17 protein-coding genes are annotated in these 20,797 nt (G+C 64.7%); 5 read left to right on the forward strand and 12 right to left on the reverse strand.

Annotated features, from left to right (window positions below; translation table 11 throughout):
• Positions 1–5 precede the first annotated feature (5 nt).
• From prsK to ACSQ25_RS23535, 3 genes are read left to right on the forward strand one after another with little or no spacing between them, the layout of a single operon-like run.
• Positions 6–2,099: an XrtA/PEP-CTERM system histidine kinase PrsK gene (prsK, locus tag ACSQ25_RS23525; RefSeq protein ID WP_436108168.1), complete on the forward strand. Its 2,094-nt coding sequence runs from the start codon at positions 6–8 to the stop codon at positions 2,097–2,099.
• A 13-nt stretch (positions 2,100–2,112) separates the two neighbouring features.
• Entirely contained in the window at positions 2,113–3,474 is a 1,362-nt protein-coding gene (gene prsR / locus ACSQ25_RS23530) for a PEP-CTERM-box response regulator transcription factor (RefSeq protein ID WP_436108169.1), read from the forward strand.
• On the forward strand, positions 3,471–4,901 hold the full coding sequence (locus ACSQ25_RS23535; RefSeq protein ID WP_436108170.1) for a right-handed parallel beta-helix repeat-containing protein: 1,431 nt from the start codon (positions 3,471–3,473) through the stop codon (positions 4,899–4,901). The genes prsR and ACSQ25_RS23535 overlap by 4 nt, the downstream gene beginning before the upstream one ends.
• Before the next feature lie 25 nt (positions 4,902–4,926).
• Here the strand turns inward: ACSQ25_RS23535 and ACSQ25_RS23540 are convergent, their stop codons facing one another.
• The 5 genes from ACSQ25_RS23540 to ACSQ25_RS23560 are packed head-to-tail and all read right to left on the reverse strand — an operon-like array spanning position 4,927 to position 9,076.
• On the reverse strand, positions 4,927–5,760 hold the full coding sequence (locus ACSQ25_RS23540; protein ID WP_436108171.1) for a hydrolase 1, exosortase A system-associated: 834 nt from the start codon (positions 5,758–5,760) through the stop codon (positions 4,927–4,929).
• Positions 5,750–6,595: a hydrolase 2, exosortase A system-associated gene (locus ACSQ25_RS23545; RefSeq protein ID WP_436108172.1), complete on the reverse strand. Its 846-nt coding sequence runs from the start codon at positions 6,593–6,595 to the stop codon at positions 5,750–5,752. The genes ACSQ25_RS23540 and ACSQ25_RS23545 overlap by 11 nt, the downstream gene beginning before the upstream one ends.
• Positions 6,592–6,840 carry an acyl carrier protein gene (locus ACSQ25_RS23550; RefSeq protein ID WP_436108173.1) on the reverse strand — a complete coding sequence of 83 codons (249 nt, stop codon included), beginning with the start codon at positions 6,838–6,840 and terminating at the stop codon, positions 6,592–6,594. The genes ACSQ25_RS23545 and ACSQ25_RS23550 overlap by 4 nt, the downstream gene beginning before the upstream one ends.
• The gene (locus tag ACSQ25_RS23555) at positions 6,831–7,931 is read right to left on the reverse strand and encodes a GNAT family N-acetyltransferase (RefSeq protein WP_436108174.1); all 1,101 of its coding nucleotides are present in this window, start codon (positions 7,929–7,931) and stop codon (positions 6,831–6,833) included. Before ACSQ25_RS23555 ends, ACSQ25_RS23550 begins: the two co-directional genes overlap by 10 nt.
• Positions 7,877–9,076 (reverse strand): DegT/DnrJ/EryC1/StrS family aminotransferase, encoded by a 1,200-nt coding sequence (locus tag ACSQ25_RS23560; RefSeq protein WP_436108175.1) that lies wholly within the window; start codon positions 9,074–9,076, stop codon positions 7,877–7,879. The genes ACSQ25_RS23555 and ACSQ25_RS23560 overlap by 55 nt, the downstream gene beginning before the upstream one ends.
• A gap of 129 nt (positions 9,077–9,205) precedes the next feature.
• Here ACSQ25_RS23560 and ACSQ25_RS23565 point away from each other — a divergent pair, with 129 nt between their 5' ends.
• On the forward strand, positions 9,206–10,786 hold the full coding sequence (locus tag ACSQ25_RS23565; protein WP_436108176.1) for an acyl-CoA ligase (AMP-forming), exosortase A system-associated: 1,581 nt from the start codon (positions 9,206–9,208) through the stop codon (positions 10,784–10,786).
• Positions 10,787–10,789: 3 nt separating this feature from the next.
• Positions 10,790–12,025, forward strand: coding sequence for a pyridoxal-dependent decarboxylase, exosortase A system-associated (locus ACSQ25_RS23570; protein ID WP_436108177.1), 1,236 nt, complete (start codon positions 10,790–10,792; stop codon positions 12,023–12,025).
• A 6-nt stretch (positions 12,026–12,031) separates the two neighbouring features.
• On the opposite strand, the gene ACSQ25_RS23575 is transcribed toward ACSQ25_RS23570, so the two are convergent.
• From ACSQ25_RS23575 to ACSQ25_RS23605, 7 genes are all read right to left on the reverse strand, one after another.
• Complete coding sequence (locus ACSQ25_RS23575; protein ID WP_436108178.1) at positions 12,032–13,180, reverse strand: hypothetical protein; 1,149 nt, start codon at positions 13,178–13,180, stop codon at positions 12,032–12,034.
• On the reverse strand, positions 13,149–14,390 hold the full coding sequence (locus tag ACSQ25_RS23580) for a DegT/DnrJ/EryC1/StrS family aminotransferase (protein ID WP_436108179.1): 1,242 nt from the start codon (positions 14,388–14,390) through the stop codon (positions 13,149–13,151). The genes ACSQ25_RS23575 and ACSQ25_RS23580 overlap by 32 nt, the downstream gene beginning before the upstream one ends.
• Positions 14,387–15,553 carry a carboxylate--amine ligase gene (locus tag ACSQ25_RS23585; protein WP_436108180.1) on the reverse strand — a complete coding sequence of 389 codons (1,167 nt, stop codon included), beginning with the start codon at positions 15,551–15,553 and terminating at the stop codon, positions 14,387–14,389. The genes ACSQ25_RS23580 and ACSQ25_RS23585 overlap by 4 nt, the downstream gene beginning before the upstream one ends.
• Before the next feature lie 12 nt (positions 15,554–15,565).
• On the reverse strand, positions 15,566–17,068 hold the full coding sequence (locus ACSQ25_RS23590) for a lipopolysaccharide biosynthesis protein (RefSeq protein ID WP_436108181.1): 1,503 nt from the start codon (positions 17,066–17,068) through the stop codon (positions 15,566–15,568).
• A complete protein-coding gene (locus ACSQ25_RS23595) occupies positions 17,065–18,333 on the reverse strand; it encodes a glycosyltransferase (protein WP_436108182.1) in 1,269 nt (422 codons plus the stop codon). Before ACSQ25_RS23595 ends, ACSQ25_RS23590 begins: the two co-directional genes overlap by 4 nt.
• A 65-nt stretch (positions 18,334–18,398) precedes the next feature.
• Positions 18,399–19,391: a polysaccharide deacetylase family protein gene (locus ACSQ25_RS23600; RefSeq protein WP_436108183.1), complete on the reverse strand. Its 993-nt coding sequence runs from the start codon at positions 19,389–19,391 to the stop codon at positions 18,399–18,401.
• A complete protein-coding gene (locus ACSQ25_RS23605) occupies positions 19,388–20,734 on the reverse strand; it encodes a putative O-glycosylation ligase, exosortase A system-associated (RefSeq protein ID WP_436108184.1) in 1,347 nt (448 codons plus the stop codon). The genes ACSQ25_RS23600 and ACSQ25_RS23605 overlap by 4 nt, the downstream gene beginning before the upstream one ends.
• Positions 20,735–20,797 lie beyond the last annotated feature (63 nt).

The following is a 20,797-nucleotide window of genomic DNA, read 5'->3' on the forward strand; positions in this document are numbered from 1 at the left end:
CTCCCATGGACGACGTCTCCCTGACCAGTATCGCGGCTTACAGCTATGCACTGGTGGCCGTGTGTTTCCTCGTGCTCGGCGCGCCGCTGGCGGTGCGCCAGCGCCGCCGTCACGACATCGCGCTCGGCCTGGCCTGCCTGTCGAGCGTGCTGTGGGGCGCCGTCCTGGCCTGGGAAGCGGCGGGCGGCAACATGTCGTCGAAGCTGACCGACTGCGCGGAGCTGCTGCGCAATGCCGGCTGGTCGGTGTTCCTGATGGTGTTGCGCGGGCACTTCACCGACGCCAGCAGCCGCATGCCGCTGCGCCTGCAGCCGGCGCTGATACTGGGCGGCCTGGTCTACCTGGCCTGCTTCGGCGCGGTGGCCGGCGGATGGTGGGACCTGGCGCAACTGGACCGGACCGGCGCGCTGCCGGGAGCGGTGCGGGTTGCCATCGCGGTGTCGGGCATGCTGCTCGTCGAGCACGTGTACCGCGCCCGCACCCTGCATGAGCGCTGGGCCGTGAAATTCGCCTGCCTCGGCATCGGCGCGATGTTCGCCTACGACTTTTACCTCTACAGCAACGCGATGCTGTTCCGCGAGGTCAATTCCGACATCTGGGCCGCGCGCGGTGTCGTCAACGCCCTCACCGTGCCGCTGATTGCCATCTCCCTGGGACGCAGCAAGATGTGGTCCTCGCCGCTGTCGGTGTCACGCCGCGCGATGTTCCATTCCGCCACCCTGTTCGGTTCGGCCCTCTACCTGCTGGCGATGGGCTCGGCCGGTTACTACCTGCGTTACTTCGGCGGCAGCTGGGGTACGGTCATGCAGGTGACCTTCCTGTTCGGCGCCCTGATCCTGCTGGCCGGCGTGCTGTTCTCGGGGAGCTTCCGCGCGCGCCTGAAGGTCTTTATCAGCAAGCACTTTTATCGGTATAACTACGACTACCGCGAGGAATGGATGCGCTTCACGCGCACGCTGTCCAAACCCGGGCCGGACCTGGGCGAGCGCGTCATCGAGGCGGTCGCGGCACTGGTCGAGAGTCCGGGCGGCGTACTGTGGCAGCGCATCGCTTCCGGTCACTACGAACCGGTGACGTACTGGAACTCGCCGGCGCTGGAGGGAGTGGAGCCGGCCGATTCCCCGTTCTGCCAATTCCTCGAGACCAGCCAGTGGGTGGTCGACCTGCACGAATATGCGCACACTCCCGATAAATACGATTCCCTGGTGCTGCCCGAGTGGCTGGGCAGCTATCCGCGCGCCTGGCTGGTGGTGCCGCTGATCCTGCACGGCCGCCTGTCCGGCTTCGTCCTGCTGCAGAACCCGCGCAGCCCGGTGAAGCTGAACTGGGAAGTCATCGACGTGCTCGAGATCGCCGGCAGCCAGGCCGCCAGCCAGCTGGCCCAGCAGGAGACCGCCAACGCGCTGATGGTGGCACGCCAGTTCGAGTCCTTCAACCGCATGTCCACCTTCGTGGTGCACGACCTGAAGAACCTGGTGCTGCAGCTGTCGCTGATGAACGCCAACGCGGCGAAACACAAGGACAATCCGGAATTCCAGGCCGACATGCTCGAGACCGTCGACTACTCGGTGCAGAAGATGAAGATCATGCTGCAGAAACTCAGCCGCACCGAATCCGCCGAGAAGCCGCTGGCGCTGGCGGTGGAGCAGGTGGTGCGCCAGGCGGTGGGGCAGAAGGCGGCCTTCGAGCCGCGTCCCCAGCTGCTGGTCGAGACCCCCGGCCTGCAGGTGCTGGCCGACCGCGAGCGCCTCGAGCGCGTGGTCGGGCATCTGATCCAGAACGCGATCGAGGCCACGCCGCGCACCGGCAGCGTCACCATCCGTCTGGCCGGCGAGGCAGGGCGTGCGCTGATCGAGATCAGCGATACCGGTGAGGGCATGAGCGAGGAATTCATCCGTGAGCGCCTGTTCAAGCCTTTCGATTCGACCAAATCGGCCGGCATGGGCATCGGCGCCTTCGAGAGCCGCGAATACATCAACGAACTGGGCGGCAGCCTGGAGGTGAGGAGCAGCCCGGGCACGGGCACCACCTTCCGCGTCATGCTGCCGCTCCATCAACATGAAGTGCCGGCGGACCAGCGCGCCCAGCGTGCCGCCTGAAGCGAGGAACAACGTGACCCAGACCAAACCCAAACTGCTCATCATCGAAGACGATCCCGGCGTGCAGAAGCAGCTGCGCTGGAGCCTGGATGGCTACGACGTGGTGGTTGCCGGCGACCGCGAGGCCGCGCTGGCCCAGATTCGCCGCCACGAGCCGGCCGTGTGCACCATGGACCTCGGACTGCCGCCCGACCCGGACGGCTCGACCGAGGGCCTGGCGACCTTGCAGCAGATCCTGGCGCTGGCGCCGGACACCCGTGTGATCGTCCTGACCGGCAACCAGGACCATGCGAACGCGGTCAAGGCGATCGGCATGGGGGCCTACGATTTCCACCAGAAGCCCTGCGATCCGGAAGTGCTCAACCTGGTGATCCAGCGCGCCTTCTTCCTGCACAATCTGCAGCAGGAGAACCGCCGCATGCAGCAGGCCCAGGCCGACTCGCCGCTGGCCGGCGTGATCTCGCGCGACCCGGGCATGCTCAAGGTCTGCCGCAACATCGAGAAGGTGGCGCCGACCTCGGCTTCGGTGATGCTGCTGGGCGAATCAGGCACCGGCAAGGAAGTGCTGGCACGCGCGCTGCACCAGCTGTCGCCGCGCGCCAAGGAGCGCTTCATGGCAATCAACTGCGCGGCGATTCCGGAAAATCTGCTCGAGAGCGAACTGTTCGGCTACGAAAAAGGCGCCTTCACCGGCGCCGCCAAGCAGACCAAGGGCAAGGTCGAGCTGGCGCACGGCGGTACCTTCTTCCTCGACGAAGTCGGTGACCTGCCGATGCCGCTGCAGGCCAAGCTGCTGCGCTTCCTGCAGGAGCGCGTGATCGAGCGCATCGGCGGCCATGAGGAAATCCCGGTGGACGTGCGCATCGTCTGCGCGACCCACCAGAAACTGAAGGAGCTGTGCGCCCAGGGCCGCTTCCGCGAAGACTTGTACTACCGCCTGTCGGAAATCGTGGTGACCATCCCGCCGCTGCGCCAGCGCGAGGGTGACAGCGCCCTGCTGGCCCACCACTTCAAGAACAAGTTCTGTGCGGCCGAAGGGCGCCCGTCGCTGCACTTCGCGCCGGACGCGATCGCCGCCATCGAGACCTACAACTGGCCGGGCAACGTGCGCGAGATGGAGAACTACATCAAGCGCGCGGTCATCATGGCCGACGGGAACACCATCGTCGCCGACGACCTCGGGCTGCCGGGCGAAGGCGCGGTGGAAGAACCGATCAACCTGCGCCAGGTGCGCGACGAGGCCGAGTACAAGGCGATCGTCAAGGTGCTGGCGCGGGTCGACGGCAACATCGTCAAGGCCTCGGAAATGCTGGGCGTGAGCCGCCCGACGCTGTACGACCTGATGGGACGGCACGGCATCAAAGCAGGCGCATGAGCACACGGATGGGCCGCCGCCTGCGGCACCTGGCGGCGGCACTGGTGCTGGCAGGCCTGGCCGTCGCCGGCGGCGGCGTGCTCTACCTGCAGGACAAGGGCATCACACCACGCGCCCTTGCACCCTACATCGAGAAACGCGCAGCAGGCCACAACGCGGTCATCATCGACACCGGACGCCGGCTCGGCGCCGCGCTGCGCCGGCTCGACCGCGGCGAGCCGGGACCTTACCTGCTGCCCGCGCTGACCCTCGGAGCACAAGCAGGCACACCGGCGCCGTCGGGCGGCCGGATCGTCATGGTGGGATCGGCCGATGAGGCGCGGCGCGCATTCGCCGCCGCCACGGCAGGCGACACGATCACCTTCCTCCCAGGGGTGTACCGGATAAAGGGATCGGTCAGGCTCGACCGGCCTGGCGCCGCCGGCATGCCGGTCACCGTGCGGGCAGACAGGGCGGGAAGCGTCGTGCTCGAACTCGACAGTGGGGAGGGCTTCGTGGTCGGCGCACCTTACTGGACGTTCGAGAACCTCGACATCCGCGGGGCCTGTACGCGCATCGAATGGTGCCAGCATGCCTTCCACGTGGTCGGCAGGGGCGCGTACTTTGTCGCCCGCAACAACACGATCACCGATTTCAATGCACACTTCAAGATCAACGGCGACAGCCAGGGCTATCCCGACCAGGGCTTGATCGAAGCGAACACGCTGACCAATACCGCGCCGCGTCCCACGAGCAGCCCGGTGACGCCGATCGACCTGGTGGCGGTGAATGACTGGACCGTGCGCGCCAACCTGATCACCGATTTCGTCAAGGCAGGCGGGGACCGCATCAGCTATGGCGCCTTCGCGAAAGGCGCGGCGGCACGGACTGTATTCGAACGCAATGTCATCATCTGCGAACAGAAACTGCACGGCCAGCCGGGCCAGCGTGTCGGGCTGTCGTTCGGCGGCGGCGGCACCGGCAAGCAATATTGTCGTGACGGCAAATGCATTACCGAGCACGATGGGGGAACGATGCGCGCCAATCTGGTTGCCGCCTGCTCCGATGCCGGCATTTATGTCAACAGCAGTGCCGGCACACGCTTGCTGGACAACACACTGGTCGATACCGCGGGCGTGCAGGTACGCTATCCGGAAAGCAGCGCCGAGCTCGACGGCAATATCATCGATGGGCCCGTCACCAGCCGGGATGGTGCGGTGCTTCGGATAGGGGATAACCGCATCAGTCCGGTCGCGGCGCTGTATGCGGGCTGGCACCCGCAGCGCGCCCTGTTTGCGGCACCGGCCTTGCTCGATCTGCGCTGGGCCGGCGAGCCGCCGCGGCGCACTGCGGGGCAGTCTTCGGTGGACCTGTGCGGAAAACAACGTCCCGCAACGCCTGCCTACGGCGCCTTCGAGGATTTTGCGGCCTGCGGGGCGGCAGAGTAATCGGGCACTGTCCAGGGCCGGCGCTTCACCAAGCGCGCAGCCAATCCGCCGTCCATGCCGCCACCTGGTCGCGCCAGGCACGCCGGGAAAAGGTGTGGTCGGCCGGCGCCAGTTCGCGCCGGGTAAACCGCGCTTCGCCCAACAACTGCCGCCATGGCGGCGAGCCCGAGGACAGGTCGGCGAACTCGCGCGCGGTCAGGTCGGCCCCGCTCAGCACCAGCAAGACCGGGCCGGCAAAGCGCGCCAGGCCGGCGTGCATGCGATCCGGCAGGCTCGACTCCGCCGCCGGGGACCGCTTGAGCACCTGCTTGACCTGAGAGAACAGCGAACCGGCCGCCGCCCCCAATTCGAAGCGGCCGCGCAGGATCTTCTTCCACAGTGCGGGCGACAGGATGCGGTCGCGGTAATAGTGCTTCAGGGTCGCCCTTGCCAGGCTGTCGCCGCTGCGAACCCAGGGATTGAGCAGCACCAGTCCGCGCACCCGTGCATCGCCGCCCGCATACATGGCGGCGGCGGAAGCGCCGTCGCACAGTCCCCACAGCGCCACCTCGCGCATCCCCGGCACACAGGCCATGAAGTGATCGATCGCGCAGCGCAGGTCGGCGCCGGCATCCTCGAAGCTGCGCGCGTCGCCGCCACTGTCGCCCATGCCGCGGTAATCGAAGCGCATGGCAGGGATGCCTTGTGCGGCCAGGGCGCGCGCCAGCAGGGTGAACTGGCGGTGGCTGCCGGCCCGGTATTGCGGGCCGCCGACCACGACCAGCACGCCACGCGGGCCCGGCGTGGCGGGAATGGCCGCCACGCCGTACAGCCATTCGCCTTCGCAAGGGAAAGCCAGCGCCTGTTCTTCAAAATGCATGGGCCGGCTCCCGGATGGCGGCGCAGGTGGCGGCCACCAGGGCCGGACACTCACTGATTTCCTGGGTCGACCAGAAAGGCTGGCCGACGATCTGGTGCACGTCGACCTGTACGCGTGCGCGGCGCCAGGCTCCGACGGTGGCATGTGTCGTCGCCGCCAGCGGCCGGTCGGCGGCGGCGGTCAGTTCGAACCAGTGCACCGGGATGCCACGCGGCGCCAGCAGCACCGGATCGAGGGTGTCGATCGCGCGCGCCAGTTCCGGATGCAGGTCGTAGCCCGCGATTTCCAGCACCTCGCCGCGTCCCAGCGCCGCGCGCAGGGCGGAGGGGCCGGCCCGGACGTCGCCACCGGACAGCATGTCGTTGGCCACGCGCAGGCGCAGGAACTGGGTCATGGCGGCCGGTCCCGACAGTGCAGGATGCCACAGGATGATGGCGGCGGGCGGCCTGGCCGTACCGCGTGCGAAGTCGAGCGCGAGCGCTCCACCGAGCCGCAGCCCGAGCAGGGTCAGCGGTTGCCCGGTGCGTGCGTCGAGCCAGGCGGAGGCGGCCTCCAGATCGCGTTTCCAGTCGTCCCAGCGTGCGTCGGCGAAGTCGCCGCTGCTGTCGCCGCAGCCATGCAGGTCGATCTGCAGCACCGCATAGCCAAGCGCGGCGAGGGCGCGCGCCTGCAGCGCGGCCATGCGGCGCGAACGGTTCATCTCTTCGGCGAACGGATGCACGTAGAGCACTGCGCCACGGCAGCTCCCTGCGGCGGGATAAAACAGGCAGAACCTCTCCCCATCCTCCACCGGCAGGAAGAACGGCTCGGCCGCAGGTCCCGGGGACGCCGTCATGCGCCGCGTTTTTCCTGCACGAAGGCGGCCAGGCTGCCCAGTGTGGCGAAGGTGCTGGCGCTGATCTCGTCGTCGTCGACCGTGATGCCGAAGTTCTCCTCGAGCGCGCCGATCAGGCTGACCACAGCCATCGAATCGAGTTCCGGCAAGCTGCCGAGCAGTGGCGAATCGGCGGTAAGGGCCTCGCCCGCCGCACCCAGGCTCAGCACGTCGGTGACGATGTTCCTGACTTCGTTCAAATACATTCTTGCTCCATTGTTCTAGTGTCTGCCGTCCGGGCCTGCAGCCTGCGATGCAGGCTGCGCAACGCCGCCCAACGGTAAGTGTTGAGATGGTAGAGCGTACGCACCTCATCCGTCCAGCGCAGGTGCCATTCCATGACCTTGCCGTAGAACTCGATGCGCGCGAACCGGCCCTCGTCGAACAGCCGGCGGGTCGCCTCCTCGCGCATCAGGAGGGTGGGCGACAGCGCCTTGTCCACCGATTCGTCGTAGGCGGTCTTGAGTACCACGATACAGTCCGGCCCTTCGACGCACAGGTCGCTCGCCACCAGCCGTTCGCCGAACCAGTAGCGGTAGATGCTGCCGGCGCCGCGCCGGCAGAAGGCTTCCAGCATGCTACGGTAAAAACGGCCCTGGGCGTTGTCGGCGTGGACGGCGGTGCCGCTTCCCGCCTTCCATCCCGTGCTTTCCATCCAGCCGTAATCGCGCACCGCCGCCGCCACCGCTCCGGGGGTGCGCAGCACCTCCAGGCGCGGCACGACTCCGGCGCGTTCGAGCCGGGCACGCTGCTTCTTGAGGTTGGCGCGCAGGTTCTTGCCGCGGCCTTCCCAATAGCGCTCGAACCCGCCCTGCATGCTGATGCGCGCCGTCTGGATGTAATCGAGCGTCTGCACGCGGCCGGCGGCGGCCGGTCGCGGGTAGAGTTCGGGGTCGCACTGGGTCAGGCTGGCCACGAGAGTGAATCCGGGCAGGGCGCGCATCAGTTCCAGTGCCAGTGACGTACTGTCCAGCCCCGGACGCTGCAGCCAGATCCCCAGCGGGGCCTGGGCCGGCTGGAAGGTGTGCCAGCGCGCCCGGCCGCCCGGGGCCAGCACCGCCATCGCCACTGTCTGTCCGTCATGGCGGCAAATGGCCAACAGCTCGCCGCCACTGGCGAAGTGATCGAGCAGGGGCTGTACGAAGTCCGGGGCCAGCAGCGGCGAGGCAGGGCCGGCGGCGTGCAGCCGCGTCCATTCGGCGGCGTGGACGGCGAAACCGGCCGCGGGAACCAGGGTCCAGTTCATGCCGCGCTCGCCTGAACGTGGAGCGCCGCGCGCAGCTGCCCGGCGATCCATGCCAGCTCGTCCTCGCGCAGCTCCTGGTGGCAGGGCAGGGCCAGCACGCGCCGCGCCAGCATTGCACTGTTGACGCAGGTGGCGCCATCCACGCCCGGCCAGCGCACCTGGGCGAAGCGCACCAGCGGCACCCCGGCTGCCTGCAGCCGCTCGAACACGCCTTCCGGGTCGTCGAACACCAGCGGGCATTGCCAGGGTACGACCCCCTCGGGCAGGACCGGGAACAATGGGCGGCAGCCGGGCAGGCCGCGCGCCGCTTCCGCGAGCGCCAGGTAGTGGCGGCGCCGCAAGGCCGCGATGCGCCCGGTGGAAGCGCAGGCCATGACCGCGCGCGAAAACCAGGCCGAGCGCCGGTCGATCCAGCGCGGCTCGAACTCGAAGCCGCTGTCGGAGGAGGCCGGCGCCAGTGCCGCGGCGGCGCCGGATGCCGCGGCCCGGCGCGATTTCAGGGTGGTCCAGGCCGCATCCTTCAGCCGCAAGGGCAGGCGCAGCATGGCGTCCAGGATCGGCAGGCGGCCGTGGGAAAAACTGTTTTCCAGGGTGGCCAGGGCGGCCTTTGCCTCGAAGCCTGGGCCCGACGGGCGCAGCTTGACCGCATCGAGCCGGTGGCGCGCCGAAACCAGGCAGCCGCCTTCGTAGACCGGGAAGAATTTCATGCTGCTGGCGATCGCGTAGTCGCCCCAGGAGCCGACCGGGCGGCCCTGGTGCGTGCCGAAGAAGCAGTGCGCACAATCTTCCAGCAGTTGCAGGCCGCGTGCGTCGCAGAATGCGCGGATCGCGGCCAGGTCCTGGGGAAAGCCGAAATAATGGGTGACCATGAGCGCGCGCGTGGCCGGGCCGGTCTTGGCAGCGACGTCGTCGAGGTCGACCGAGGCGTCGGCGCCGATCCGGTAGAATATCGGGGTGGCGCCGCACCACAGCACCGGCGGCACCATCGAAGGGCTGTGGTAGGCCGGCACCAGCACTTCGTCTCCCGTCCCTACACCCATCTGGCGCAAGGCCATCGCAATCGCCACCCGGCCGCTGGTGACCTTGCGCACCTGCCCCGCGTCGAGCACGGACGCAGGGCGCCCACCGCGGGCAAGGCTGAACGAGGCACGCGACAGTACGGGGGCGATCGGTATCTTTGGGCGCGGGACCGGCATGTGAGAATATTCAAATTTGACAACACAGTATAACGGCGGCGGCCGGGATGTGCTGGTCCGTTTGGAAGCGAAAATGTTAAGATGGCGCCCGCTTTTCCCCACCCCGCTGGTCCATGCAAGAAGGTTCGAATGAGCGACCTGGTTCACGATTTGATTTTCACGACCGCGCGCCGGGTCCCCGCCGCCGAAGCGCTGGTGTACGGCGCCGAACGGCTCGACTACGCGGAGCTGGAACGCGCCGTGCGGAGCGCGGCGGCAGCCTTGCTCGGCGCCGGTATCGGCGCACGCGAGCGCGTGGCGGTCTACCTGGAAAAGCGCATCGAGAACGTCGCCGCCCTGTTCGGCGCCTGCGCCGCAGGGGCCGTGTTTGTGCCCGTCAATCCGCTCCTGAAGGCGGCGCAGGTCGCGCACATCCTGGCCGACTGCGATGCGCGCGTGCTGGTCACCTCGGGCGAACGCCTGCGCCAGCTGGCGGACGTGCTGGCCGATTGTCCCGGGCTGCACACCGTGCTGGTGGTCGGCGCCATGCCGCCTGTTTTGCCGCCCGGCTGCCGGGTACTGGCCTGGGAAGGGGAGGCGGACTTCCGCGACGCGGCAGCGCCCCGGCCGCACGCCGGCATCGATGCCGACATGGCCGCGATCCTGTACACCTCGGGCAGTACCGGCAAGCCGAAAGGCGTGGTGCTGTCGCACCGGAACATCGTGGCCGGGGCGCGCAGCGTCGCCGGCTACCTCGGCAATACGCAAGTCGACCGCATCCTCGCGGTGCTGCCACTCAGCTTCGACTACGGCCTCAGCCAGCTCACTACTGCCTTCCATGCCGGCGCCTCCGTGGTACTGATCAACCATTTGTTCCCGCGCGATATCCTGCATGCGGTCGCGGCCGAGCGCATCACCGGCCTGGCGGCGGTGCCTCCGCTCTGGATCCAGCTGGCGCAGCTGGACTGGCCGGCGGCGTGCAGCCTGCGCTACCTGACCAATTCGGGCGGCGCCATGCCGGGACCGACCATCGACGCCCTGCGCGCCGCCTTGCCCGGTGCCGAGCTGTTCCTGATGTACGGCCTGACCGAAGCCTTCCGCTCGACCTACCTGCCGCCGGCCGAGCTGGCGCGCCGTCCCGGCTCAATGGGACGCGCCATCCCGAACGCAGAAGTGCTGGTGGTACGCCCGGACGGCAGCCTGTGCGAAGACAATGAACCGGGCGAGCTGGTGCACCGTGGCGCCCTGGTGTCGCTCGGCTACTGGAACGATCCGGCCAAGACCGCCGAGCGCTTCCGCCCGGCTCCCGGACAGGATCCGGCACTGCCGCTGACCGAAATGGCGGTCTGGTCGGGCGATACCGTCAGGCGCGACGAAGAGGGCTACCTGTACTTCATCGGCCGCAGCGACGACATGATCAAGGTCTCCGGCTACCGGGTCAGCCCGGCCGAAGTCGAAGAAGCGGTGCATGCCAGCGGCCTGGTCGAGGAAGCGGTCGCTTTCGGCGTGCCCCATCCGAGCCTGGGCCAGGCCATCGTCCTGCTGGCGGTCGCGCGCGAAGCGGGGCTGGCGCCGGCTGTCCTGCAGAAGGAATGCCAGCGCCGCCTGCCGGCCTGGATGCTACCGTCCCATATCGCGCTGCAAGCCGGTCCGCTGCCGCGCAACCCGAACGGCAAGTTCGACCGCCCGGCGCTCCGTACGCCATTCACCGCGCTGTTCGAAAGCGATTGATCGATGAGCACCAGCAAACCACTCCACGCACCGCAAACCGGCTTCCCCGTCGTCGACGGCTGCCTGCAGGTCGGCGGCATTCCGCTGACGCGCCTGGCGCAGCGGGTCGGCGGCACGCCCTTCTACGCCTACGACCGCGGCCTGGTCACGCAACGGGTGCGCCAGCTGCGCGCGCAGCTTCCTGGCGCGCTCGAGCTGCATTATTCGATCAAGGCCAACCCGATGCCGGCACTGGTCCAGCACCTGGCCGGCCTGGTCGACGGCCTCGACGTCGCCTCGGGCGGCGAACTGAAGGTGGCGCTTGACACCGGCATGGCGCCGGCGCGCATCAGTTTCGCCGGTCCCGGCAAGTCGGACGCCGAACTGCGCCAGGCAATCGCCGCCGGCATCTGCGTCCACGCCGAATCGGAGCGCGAAATCCGGGCGACGGCGCGCCTGGGAGCCGAACTCGGCACCGCTCCCCGACTGGTCTTGCGGATCAATCCGGATTTCGAACTGAAGGGCTCGGGCATGCGCATGGGCGGCGGCGCCAAGCAGTTCGGCATCGACGCCGAGGACGCGCCGCGCCTGCTGGCGCTGGCGGCCTCCCTGGAGTTGGACGTGCTCGGCTTTCATATCTTCAGCGGATCGCAAAGCCTGAAGGCCGATGCGATCGTGGAGGCGCAGGCACAGACGATCGCCCTGGCGCTGCGCCTGGCGGACGCATCCAGCAATCCGGTACGCGTGCTGAACATCGGCGGCGGATTCGGGATTCCTTATTTCCCAGGCGAGGCGCCGCTCGACCTGGCGCCGATCGGCGCCGCGCTCGACAGTGCGCTGCCGCGCGTGCGGGCTGCACTGCCCCAGGCCCAGGTGTCGATCGAACTCGGGCGCTACCTGGTGGGCGAAGCGGGCGTGTACGTGGCGCGCGTGGTCGACCGCAAGCTGTCGCGCGGCCAGGTCTTCCTGGTCACCGACGGCGGCCTGCACCACCATCTGGCGGCATCGGGCAATTTCGGGCAGGTGATCCGCAAGAATTACCCGGTTGCGATCGGCAACCGGATGACGTCCGACGAGCGCGAGGCCGTGTCCGTCGTCGGGCCGCTGTGTACGCCGCTCGACCTGCTGGCTGAGCGCATGGAATTGCCGCGCGCCGAGCCTGGCGACCTGGTGGTCGTGTTCCAGTCGGGCGCCTACGGTCTCACCGCCAGCCCGGGCGCCTTCCTGGGCCATCCGCAGGCCCAGGAAGTGCTGGTCTGATCGAAATCAGCCGATGTTCTTGGCTGTGTCGAAATGCTGCTCGAGCATCAGGCCGTCCATGAAGAACTTGGTGGCCCAGTTCGGGTAGCGGTAGGTCATGTACTCGCCATTGACCGGATGTGAACCCTTGAGTGCGCCGCGCACGTTGATGTCGCCGGTCTCGAGGTCCTGGATGCTCATGTTGAAGCGGTTGGCGCGCACGGCATGCTGTTTGAATTCCTTGTCGCCGGTGATCTGTGCCAGGCGCAGCCAATTGATCGCCATCTGCGAATTGCCCGTCACGCAGGTCCAGTCCGCCACCGTGGTCCACTTCGGCAGGTAGCGTCCCGGCAGGGCGCCGTCCTCGCGCTGGCCGCGGGCCAGGTGGCGTGCCATCAGGGCGGCATGCTCGACCAGGTCCTGGCGGCCGGAAGCAGCGCCGATCTCGAGCAGGCCGCGAATCGAATAGGCGAGGGTATGCGTCAGCGCGCTTCCGTCCTCCATCTGCACCAGGCAGTTATCCGGGAGCCAGCCGTTGACATGCTTCCGGCTGAGTGCCCAGTCGGCGTTCTTCACCGCCGCTTCCAGGTAGCGCTCGATCCCGGTCGCCTCGTAGGCGCGCACCAGGCCGAAGGCCGAACGCGTGTTATAGCTGTTCAGCTTGGAGGTGGTGAAGGGCGAGGCGAAACGGCGCCAGGCGCCGTCCTCGTCCTGGACGTCGACCAGCCAGTCCGAGGCGCGTACCAGCGAGCTGTGGAAGCGCTCTTCCTTCGTCTCGAGATAGGCCTTGGCCCAGCCGAACAGCACCTGGCCGGTATTGAAGATGGTCGGCACGACCACTTCGGCGGTCATGGTCCCGGCACGCACGCCGCCATCCTCGAGCTGGATGTCGCTTTCCCAGTGGGTCATGCGCAGCGCCGCCTCGGCATACCGGGGCGCGGCGTACAGGCGCGCGTAATCGTACAGCGTCGGGATCACGTAGCCGGTGGTTTCCGGATAGGATGCGTTCCAGCGCTTGCTCTTGATGTCGTAGCTGTGCGCCACACCGTCGTCCGGGGTGGCTTTCTGGGCGACCAGTAACCAGTCTGCCGCGCTTTTCAGGTGGGTTTCAATATCGCGCGGTTCGGCGACGGTGGAACCGATTTTATCTTTGATGAGCTGTGTGATGTGTTTCATGGCTGGTCGAATTCCGGGATGCGGGCAGGTCTTGTTTTAACAAACATTTCGTTAATATACTGCAAATTTTATTTATGGCATCGTTCTGTAGCGTACCGGTGTAAGGCAAGCCGATCAAGCGTCTGGCTGCGGCCACATTCGGCGTGTCCGGCCGGCCGGGCGTCACGGCATTCGCATAGCCGAGGCGGGTTTCCACGCCTGCCAGGGCCAGGTCCTTCCTGAACTGCGCGACGTCGGTTTCCGGTGGCAAGGCCACCATCAGGCGCGACAGGTAACGTCCGGGCGCATGTTGCGGCAGGCTGACCGAAGGCAGCGCAGCCAGGGCTTGCCGGTAGGCGTCGGCGACCCGCTTTTTTTCCGCGCAGAGATGGCCGAGGCGCGCGAGCTGGACCCGTGCGATGGCGGCATCCAGGTTGCTGATCAGGGCCATCGGCCCGGATACCGGGCGCGCGCGGCCGAGCAGCCGGCCGAGACGCAACAGGTAATAGCCGCTGTTGCCTGTGACACCTCTCCACTGGTAGTTCCACAGGAAGTCCGCCAGCGCGCCGAGGCGTCCGCGGGCGGGCGCCAGACCCCGGCAGCGCCGGGCGAGCGCGTCCTGCAAGCGCGGGTTATTCACCAGCAGGATGCCGCCGGAGCCGCGGACGCCGGTCACGACAGCCTTCGACTGCGCAAAACTGACGATACCGGCGTCGCCGAAGCTGCCGAGCAGCCGTCCTTCCACCCTTTCTCCCACCACCTGGGCGGCATCGTCGATCATGAAGACGCCCGCTTGGCGGCACATCCGCTCGAATTCCCCCACCGCGGCCGGGCAGCCGAACATGTGCGGGACCACCACCGCCAGGGTGTCGGGCCCCAGCAGGCTGCGCACGGCCGCGGCATCGATGTTCAGGTCGGGCCCGATTTCCGCGGCGCGCGGCTCCAGCCCCGCTGCGCGCACGGTGTCGACGACGCTCGGGCAGATATAGCCGGGGACGATGACCTCCTTGCGCCCGGGTTCCAGTTCACGGAAAGCGTCGAGCGCGATGCGCAGGGCGCTGTGCCCGAAATCGAGCGCATGGGCGGCGGAGGGCGCATACAGGGCATTCAGTTCCTGCGCCAGCCGGCCGGCATCGGGGCCGGCGGCGATCCTGCCGCGCAGGATACAGGCGGCAATGGCGGCATATTCGCGCCAGGACCAGTCGGCATAGCGCAGGCGGAACCGTTTCATGCGGTGCGCCCGAACCTTGCGCCGAGGCGGTGCGCGAACATGTCGATCCAGGGCTTGGGGTCATTCCAGCGCCAGTAGGCGTCGCATACCGCGTGGCCGGCCGAGCGTGCATCGGCCTGGCCGCCGTTTTCCTGGAAAGCCCAGCGGTCGGAGTTCGGTTCGCGCCAGATGCGCGGCCTGGCGCTGCGTTGCTGCGGCAATGCCGGCAGGCCCATCTCGTGGCGATAGGCCGCGGCCGGAATGTTCACACCATTCAGCGATGCGACTTCTTCCTGGAAGTCGGTCCGTCCCACGGTCGGCTCGACCATGTAGAAGCGGCCATCGCGCTCGTCGCGCTTGTACTCCATGCTGCCCATGCCGACGAAGCCGACCTTCCGGAAGAAGTCCGCCGTCATCGCGGCCAGCTCATCGGCCACTTCCCATGCCGAGGTGCAGCTGGCGGTGCCGCCGACGCGCAGCGGCCAGGCGCGGATCTTGCGGCCGCTGAAAGAACTGACCACGCTGCCATCCTGGCCGATGTACTGCAGGCAGAAATACACGTCCGCGTCGCTGCCCTCGATCCATTCCTGAACGACCATGTCAGCCAGCACGGGATGGATTTCCTCGTACAGGGCCGCTACTTCCTCGGGTGACGAGACCTTGTAGCCCTTCTTGAAGCGGGCGCCATAACCGTAATCCTTCTTCGAGGGCTTGAAGATGCAGGGATATTTCAGGTTACCGATCCGCGCCAGGTCGGCCTTGCCCTGCAGGCGTACCGTGCGCGGCACCGGCGCGTCGACCGCTTCGGCCAGTTCCTGGAAGCCCTGTTTGTGCATCAGCGCCATCAGGCGCTCATGTTCAGGCTGGCGCAGGCGGAAGTGCGGAGCAAGACGCTCGCGGAACGCCGACACCGTCTCCACGGTTTTCTCTTCTGTGGCAAACAGTACCAGCGGTGCCGCATATTCACGCGCCAGTCCAATCATGAATTCGACAAACTGTTCGCCTTCGATTGAAGCGCAGACGAGTTTGCGACCATAGCGCGAGCGCATGGCAGGGGATTTGGGGTCGGTGTCCACGACGATGACCGGGATATTGCACGTGCCCAGGCTGCGTACCACACCGAGCGCATTCAGGCCGCCGCCGACAACGATGGCCGGTAAGACATCTTCTTTTTTTTCCTTCATTGTTTTCTTCCGTTACGGAGTAATTGCACGATTGAACGGCCAGCGTTCCAGGCGCTGCTCGGAAATGCCCAGATCGAGCATGACCTGACGAAGTTGCCCGAGGCCCTTGCGGTCGAACTGGACGATCCAGGTCATGTAAACAGCTGCGCCGGTGGCGATTTCGGTCAGCAGAATCGGCAAGGTAGGGGCGTTGATGGCAATCAGTGCCGTACGTACGACAAAGACGGCGCCGGCCATTGCCGCCGTGGCAGCGATAACCGGCAGCAATGCTTGGTAGTAGGTACGCATGGATAGCCCGGTAGCTCGCGAAACCAGGTAAAGCAGGCGGATCGACAACAGAGGGTAGATCGTCACCCAGGCCACCGAGACACCGCGCAGTCCATCGACCAGGGCACCGACGATGATGGCGGCGGTCATGACGATTCCGCAGATCAGGGTATAACCGCTGAGTTCTTTAGCGCGACCGATAGAAATCAGGACCTGCGACAGCAGCGGATCGACCGAGCGCACCAGCCCCATCAAACACAGGGCGCCGAACGGGACCAGCATCGTCATCCATTCTTTGCCGAGCAGGAAGGCGATCAATTCGTTTGCGCACATCAGCATGCCTATCAATATGGGATAGGTAACGTAAGCCACGCCGCGAGTGAAATGCAGAATATAGGCTTGAAGCTGGTCCTTGTTCTCTTGAAGCCGCGAGAAAAGTGGCGACGAAACATTGGTTGCTAACGAGGTAATCTGGCTGGTTGGTAGTGTCGCCAGCGACAGTGCCATGTCATAAATGCCCAACGGATGGTTTCCTAGTACCTTCCCGATGACAACCTTATCGGAATTGTTATACAGATACCAGAATACACGGGTCATCGTTACTTCCAGGCCGTAGCGCACGAGCCCCAATGCAGCACCCAGGCCACGCAGGGAGGTGGGACGCCAGGAGGACAGGTAAAAAGCGGCGATCGACTGCGATAAGGTAGAGGCGACAAACGCAATTACCAGGGACCAGGCTCCGGCCCCATTCCACGCCAGTACCAGTGCCACCATGCTCTGGATGAGAAGACCGGCGATGTTAATTCCCGCAACTGCCTTGAAATGCATCTCCTTGCGCAGAAAGGAGAGCGGCACCGTGCCAATCGCGCCCAGTACAAAAGTGGAAGCCAGCACGACCATCATCGGCTGCAGCGGCGGGCTGTCGAAGAAATTGGCAACCGGAATGCTCAGCAACGCGGTGAGCCCGAACAACACAATACTGGCAAGTAGCGAAAAGCTGAAGCAGCCATTGACTTCAGTCTCGGAGAGCTTAGTTTTCTGAACGATGGCGGCGCCGATTCCGACTTCGTTGAAGAAGCCAACAAAGCCGACCAGTACCAAGGCCATCGACATCAGCCCATAATCGGCAGGGCTCAGCAAGCGAGCCATGATCAAGGTGCTACCAAGCGACACGACTTTGCCGAGGGCACCACCTAAACCGAGGTAGCCGACAGCCTTGACTGTTTTAGAGCGAAGACCGTCATTCATGGCTTGTGTGCTCCGATGCTGGAGACGAAAACGCCGCTCTTGCTGGTGACGGCGCGATCGAACACGCCCGCCAGTTCCTTGGTCCGGCCGGCGCGCGAAGCGCCTGCAATGACGGACTCGCTGGCAATATGGGCCCTGCCTTCGCGGACCTGAGCGACGAAACGCTCCAGTATGGTCGCGATCTGCTTGCTGTCGTCCATGTCTGCCAGGCTATCGAAACCTGCCGCGCTCAACACCTTGGCCGTTTCTCCGGCAGGATCGACCAGCGCCATGATGGGTTTCCGGGCCCGGAAATATTCGTAGACCTTTGCGGGGATCTGCGCGTTGAACTGCGCACCCTGGAAGATCAGCAAGCCATCGGCGTTGAGCATTTCCTGCAATGCTGCCTGATAAGGCACAGGGGCCGCTACCTCGACGATATCGCCGACGCCGTAGCGATCTACCAGCGCGCTCATGTGCGGCAAATCGCCAGGAGCACGCAGCACCACACGCAACACACGAGCGTCGAGTACGCCCTGTTGCTTGAGCATGCCCAAGGCCTCCAGGAAGCGCGAAGGGTCGCGGCCGGTCTGGTACAGGACACCGCTGTGCACCAGGATCAGGGGACCCGTGCCGGGAACGGTCGGCGCAGTCGGCTGGGCATGCGCGAAGCTCTCTTCATCGTAACCATTTTCGATGACGAGAAATTTCTCAGGTGGCAGATCAGGAAAGCGCGTGCGATAAGTCTGCATGGCACTGTGGGTGGTGAAGACGGCAGCCTGGCAACGGGTGACGGTCTGGCGCTCGATCCAGCCATAGAAACGGCGCTGCAGGCCAGAGGTCGGGTAGGCCGGCTGCAGCATGGGGTCACGGAAGTCGGCAATCCAGGGTAAACCGGTAAGACGGTGCAGGGTGAGCCCGATCAAATGCGCGGTTGCGATCGGAAACGTCGACCAGATGACCTGGGGGCGATATTTTCGTATCAGTGACAATGCACTGGGCATCGCGCCGAGCCACCATGACACCCAGCGGTCGGGAAGGGCCAGCAATTCCATATAGCGACCCCGGATGCCAAGATGGCGCTTGGCGTCGAGCGCAAATACCCGCCTTACGATGAGTTCCGGCGGGACGCTCGCCAGTTGGGACGGATTCTGGGCATCATAGGCGCGCGGATGAGCCGATAAAACCATCGGTTCCCAACCATGCTTGCCAAGGTACTTGGAAAAATTCAGCGTACGCTGGATTCCACTGCTCGCAGCCTGTGGCGGAAAGTGGAACGCGATCATCAATACTCGTTTCATCATATCTTTATCTAATTTGGGGAGCGATGCCCATACAGGCCGCCCGGGCGTCAGCGTGGCTGCCCTTGTGCCATCCATCTCAGCAGCCGCAGGCCGAACATGAACGGCGTGCGGTCCCATGGACGGCTGCGTGGCAGCTGGAACCGATCCTGCTCTTTTGTGATCGCACCGATTGCTGTCGTAAACGCGGCAGTAAAACCTGCACGGCGCACCATCTCGACGTGACGCGCATCATAGTCCTTGCCTACTTTGCCGTTCGGGTAGGCGAACAATTGGACTGGTTTGTCAAGGATCGCCTCGAGCTCCTGCTTGCTGACGCTTATTTCCTTTTCGGCGCTTTCGTCGTCGAGACTGGTCAATATCGGATGGGTCACGGTATGCGCACCGATTTCAATGCCATGGCGATCTAGTACCCGAACCATGTTTGGAGTAAGCATCTGCCCGGGCACTGGATGATCTTTCGTCATCAGCTCAAGCTGCTTGACCAGTTCGCGCCGTTTAAATGCCGGCAGGTACTTTGACTGCTCCGTTAAGGCCGCGAGTGTGGCACGACGCTCGCTCAGTGTGCGAAGGGGATAGTCGCTCAATCCGAATTCGCTGAGGTCGAGACGCTCCATAGGCAAGACCTGGACCGCTTCCATGATGCGGTCATTCCACATCATATTGTGTCCAAGATGACCGCTGGTGACGAAGACCGTGGCTGGCAGTTCGAACTTGCGCAAGATAGGAAGTGCGAGATCGTGTACCGCACTATAGCCGTCATCGAAGGTGATGCAGACGGAACGTGGCGGCAAGTCGTTTGTATCGATCCGGGCCAGCGCCTCACGCAAGGGCAGGACGTTGAAGCAGCGAGCCAGCAGCGCCATTTGCCAATGGAAGGTTTCGACGTCAGGTTCCGAAGGCAGCAAGGGGTGAGGATCTTTCAGTACCCGATGGTAATTAATAACGCAAATACGCTGCTTTGCCGCGCCAGCGGCGAGTGCATTTCCCGCAAATTTCAGCAAAGGCTTGGCTGTCCAAGGTAATCCGTTCACATGGGTCATGGTTCTACCATTTCTTTTTGTGTGTGGCGTACCGACGTAAATGGATTAGTTTCAACACGGGGTAGCATGTGTGTTTCGAGCACGATAACCAGGCCAATCAACGCGTAGATCAAATCAAAATACGCGAAGCTGAGTGCGGCGCTGCCGACCGCGAAAGCAAAAATGCTGAGCTGGAGCATGGTCGCAAGCGACGTCAACCATGGCACACTTCCTAGCTTGCGGGCCGTCCGAGCCAGCTTGCCCGCCTTGAAGAAGGCTCCTGCCAAGAAGGTCAGATAAATCCCTAGCCCGACGAATCCGTGATCACCCATTACCTGGAAATACACGCTGTGCGCCGCGCGTGCATTGCTCGGATCGGGGACCGCGTCGCCAGTGTGGAACCATGAATATGAGAAAAATTCCTGCGACAATTCACGCCAGACAGAAAGCGTTTCGAGCGCCTTGAATCCGCCACCGAAGATCGGGTTTTGTGAGGCCAGGATAAAGCTCATTTTCCAGGCTACGACCCGTTGCATGAAGGACTGGTCTTCGTTCGCGGTTTCAATCGTATTGATACGCTCAATCCACTCGGCCGAGACCAGCTGCAGCGCTGCGACCGTGATGATGGCTATCAGGAGGCCCATCATGAATTTGCGTTGGCTTTTGAAAAACAGGTAACCACCCAGCACAGTGAGGGCAATGAAACCACCGCGGGACTGCGTACCGATTACGGCAAACACGAGCAGTGCCATGGTCGAAATCAAGCCTAGTTTCAAAATTCGGGATTGCTTGCCAAATTCACTGAGGAGGTAATAACAGATCGGCAAGGTCATGACGAAGGCAATCGCCAGTTCATTACGATCACCCAGGACATGACCACTCATCCCTTCAATTTTGTGACCGCCGCCAGTGACAACATACTTTAATGCTTCAAGATTCGCATAAAAACCGACTGACAGTACGACGCACCAAAGCAGGAAATCGACATGCAGCTTCTTTTCGACGACCAGGATAACGAATACGAAAAGAGCAATAACTTTCGCAAATCGGTTCCAGATCTCCCATGCGACATCAGGGATGCCAACGGTCATCGCAGTACTCATCGTCGTCCAGGCGAAGAACACCAGCACCATTACGCCAATCGGCCCAAAACGAACACGAGGCTTATCTTTCATCACCATATAGCCAAGAATAGCCACCCCAGCGAACAGCAAGTTATAGCGGAGGTTGCTCGCCAGGCCGTATACCCAACCGTTGGGGAAAAATAGTGCGGTCCAGACCCACATGCCGACGGCGATGAAGGGCCGCTGCGCCATGGCATAAAGAAATACGGGCAATATGGCCAGCAAAAACAGGTCACGCATTGTTATCTCCGGCCTTTACGCTCGCGCTTGGCATCATTCTTATCCTGGCGTAATGCCCACAGG

The organism is Massilia sp. LjRoot122 (assembly GCF_964252725.1).
Taxonomy (GTDB): Bacteria; Pseudomonadota; Gammaproteobacteria; order Burkholderiales; family Burkholderiaceae_D; genus Telluria.

Excerpts from the sequence above, each read along its gene's own strand:
- prsK (WP_436108168.1), top strand. The coding sequence starts at position 6 with ATGGACGACGTCTCCCTGACCAGTATCGCGGCTTACAGCTATGCACTG.
- ACSQ25_RS23535 (WP_436108170.1), top strand. The coding sequence starts at position 3,471 with ATGAGCACACGGATGGGCCGCCGCCTGCGGCACCTGGCGGCGGCACTG.
- ACSQ25_RS23540 (WP_436108171.1), bottom strand. The coding sequence starts at position 5,760 with ATGCATTTTGAAGAACAGGCGCTGGCTTTCCCTTGCGAAGGCGAATGG.
- ACSQ25_RS23545 (WP_436108172.1), bottom strand. The coding sequence starts at position 6,595 with ATGACGGCGTCCCCGGGACCTGCGGCCGAGCCGTTCTTCCTGCCGGTG.
- ACSQ25_RS23550 (WP_436108173.1), bottom strand. The coding sequence starts at position 6,840 with ATGTATTTGAACGAAGTCAGGAACATCGTCACCGACGTGCTGAGCCTG.
- ACSQ25_RS23555 (WP_436108174.1), bottom strand. The coding sequence starts at position 7,931 with ATGGATCGCCGGGCAGCTGCGCGCGGCGCTCCACGTTCAGGCGAGCGC.
- ACSQ25_RS23560 (WP_436108175.1), bottom strand. The coding sequence starts at position 9,076 with ATGCCGGTCCCGCGCCCAAAGATACCGATCGCCCCCGTACTGTCGCGT.
- ACSQ25_RS23565 (WP_436108176.1), top strand. The coding sequence starts at position 9,206 with ATGAGCGACCTGGTTCACGATTTGATTTTCACGACCGCGCGCCGGGTC.
- ACSQ25_RS23570 (WP_436108177.1), top strand. The coding sequence starts at position 10,790 with ATGAGCACCAGCAAACCACTCCACGCACCGCAAACCGGCTTCCCCGTC.
- ACSQ25_RS23575 (WP_436108178.1), bottom strand. The coding sequence starts at position 13,180 with ATGAAACACATCACACAGCTCATCAAAGATAAAATCGGTTCCACCGTC.
- ACSQ25_RS23580 (WP_436108179.1), bottom strand. The coding sequence starts at position 14,390 with ATGAAACGGTTCCGCCTGCGCTATGCCGACTGGTCCTGGCGCGAATAT.
- ACSQ25_RS23585 (WP_436108180.1), bottom strand. The coding sequence starts at position 15,553 with ATGAAGGAAAAAAAAGAAGATGTCTTACCGGCCATCGTTGTCGGCGGC.
- ACSQ25_RS23590 (WP_436108181.1), bottom strand. The coding sequence starts at position 17,068 with ATGAATGACGGTCTTCGCTCTAAAACAGTCAAGGCTGTCGGCTACCTC.
- ACSQ25_RS23595 (WP_436108182.1), bottom strand. The coding sequence starts at position 18,333 with ATGATCGCGTTCCACTTTCCGCCACAGGCTGCGAGCAGTGGAATCCAG.
- ACSQ25_RS23600 (WP_436108183.1), bottom strand. The coding sequence starts at position 19,391 with ATGACCCATGTGAACGGATTACCTTGGACAGCCAAGCCTTTGCTGAAA.
- ACSQ25_RS23605 (WP_436108184.1), bottom strand. The coding sequence starts at position 20,734 with ATGCGTGACCTGTTTTTGCTGGCCATATTGCCCGTATTTCTTTATGCC.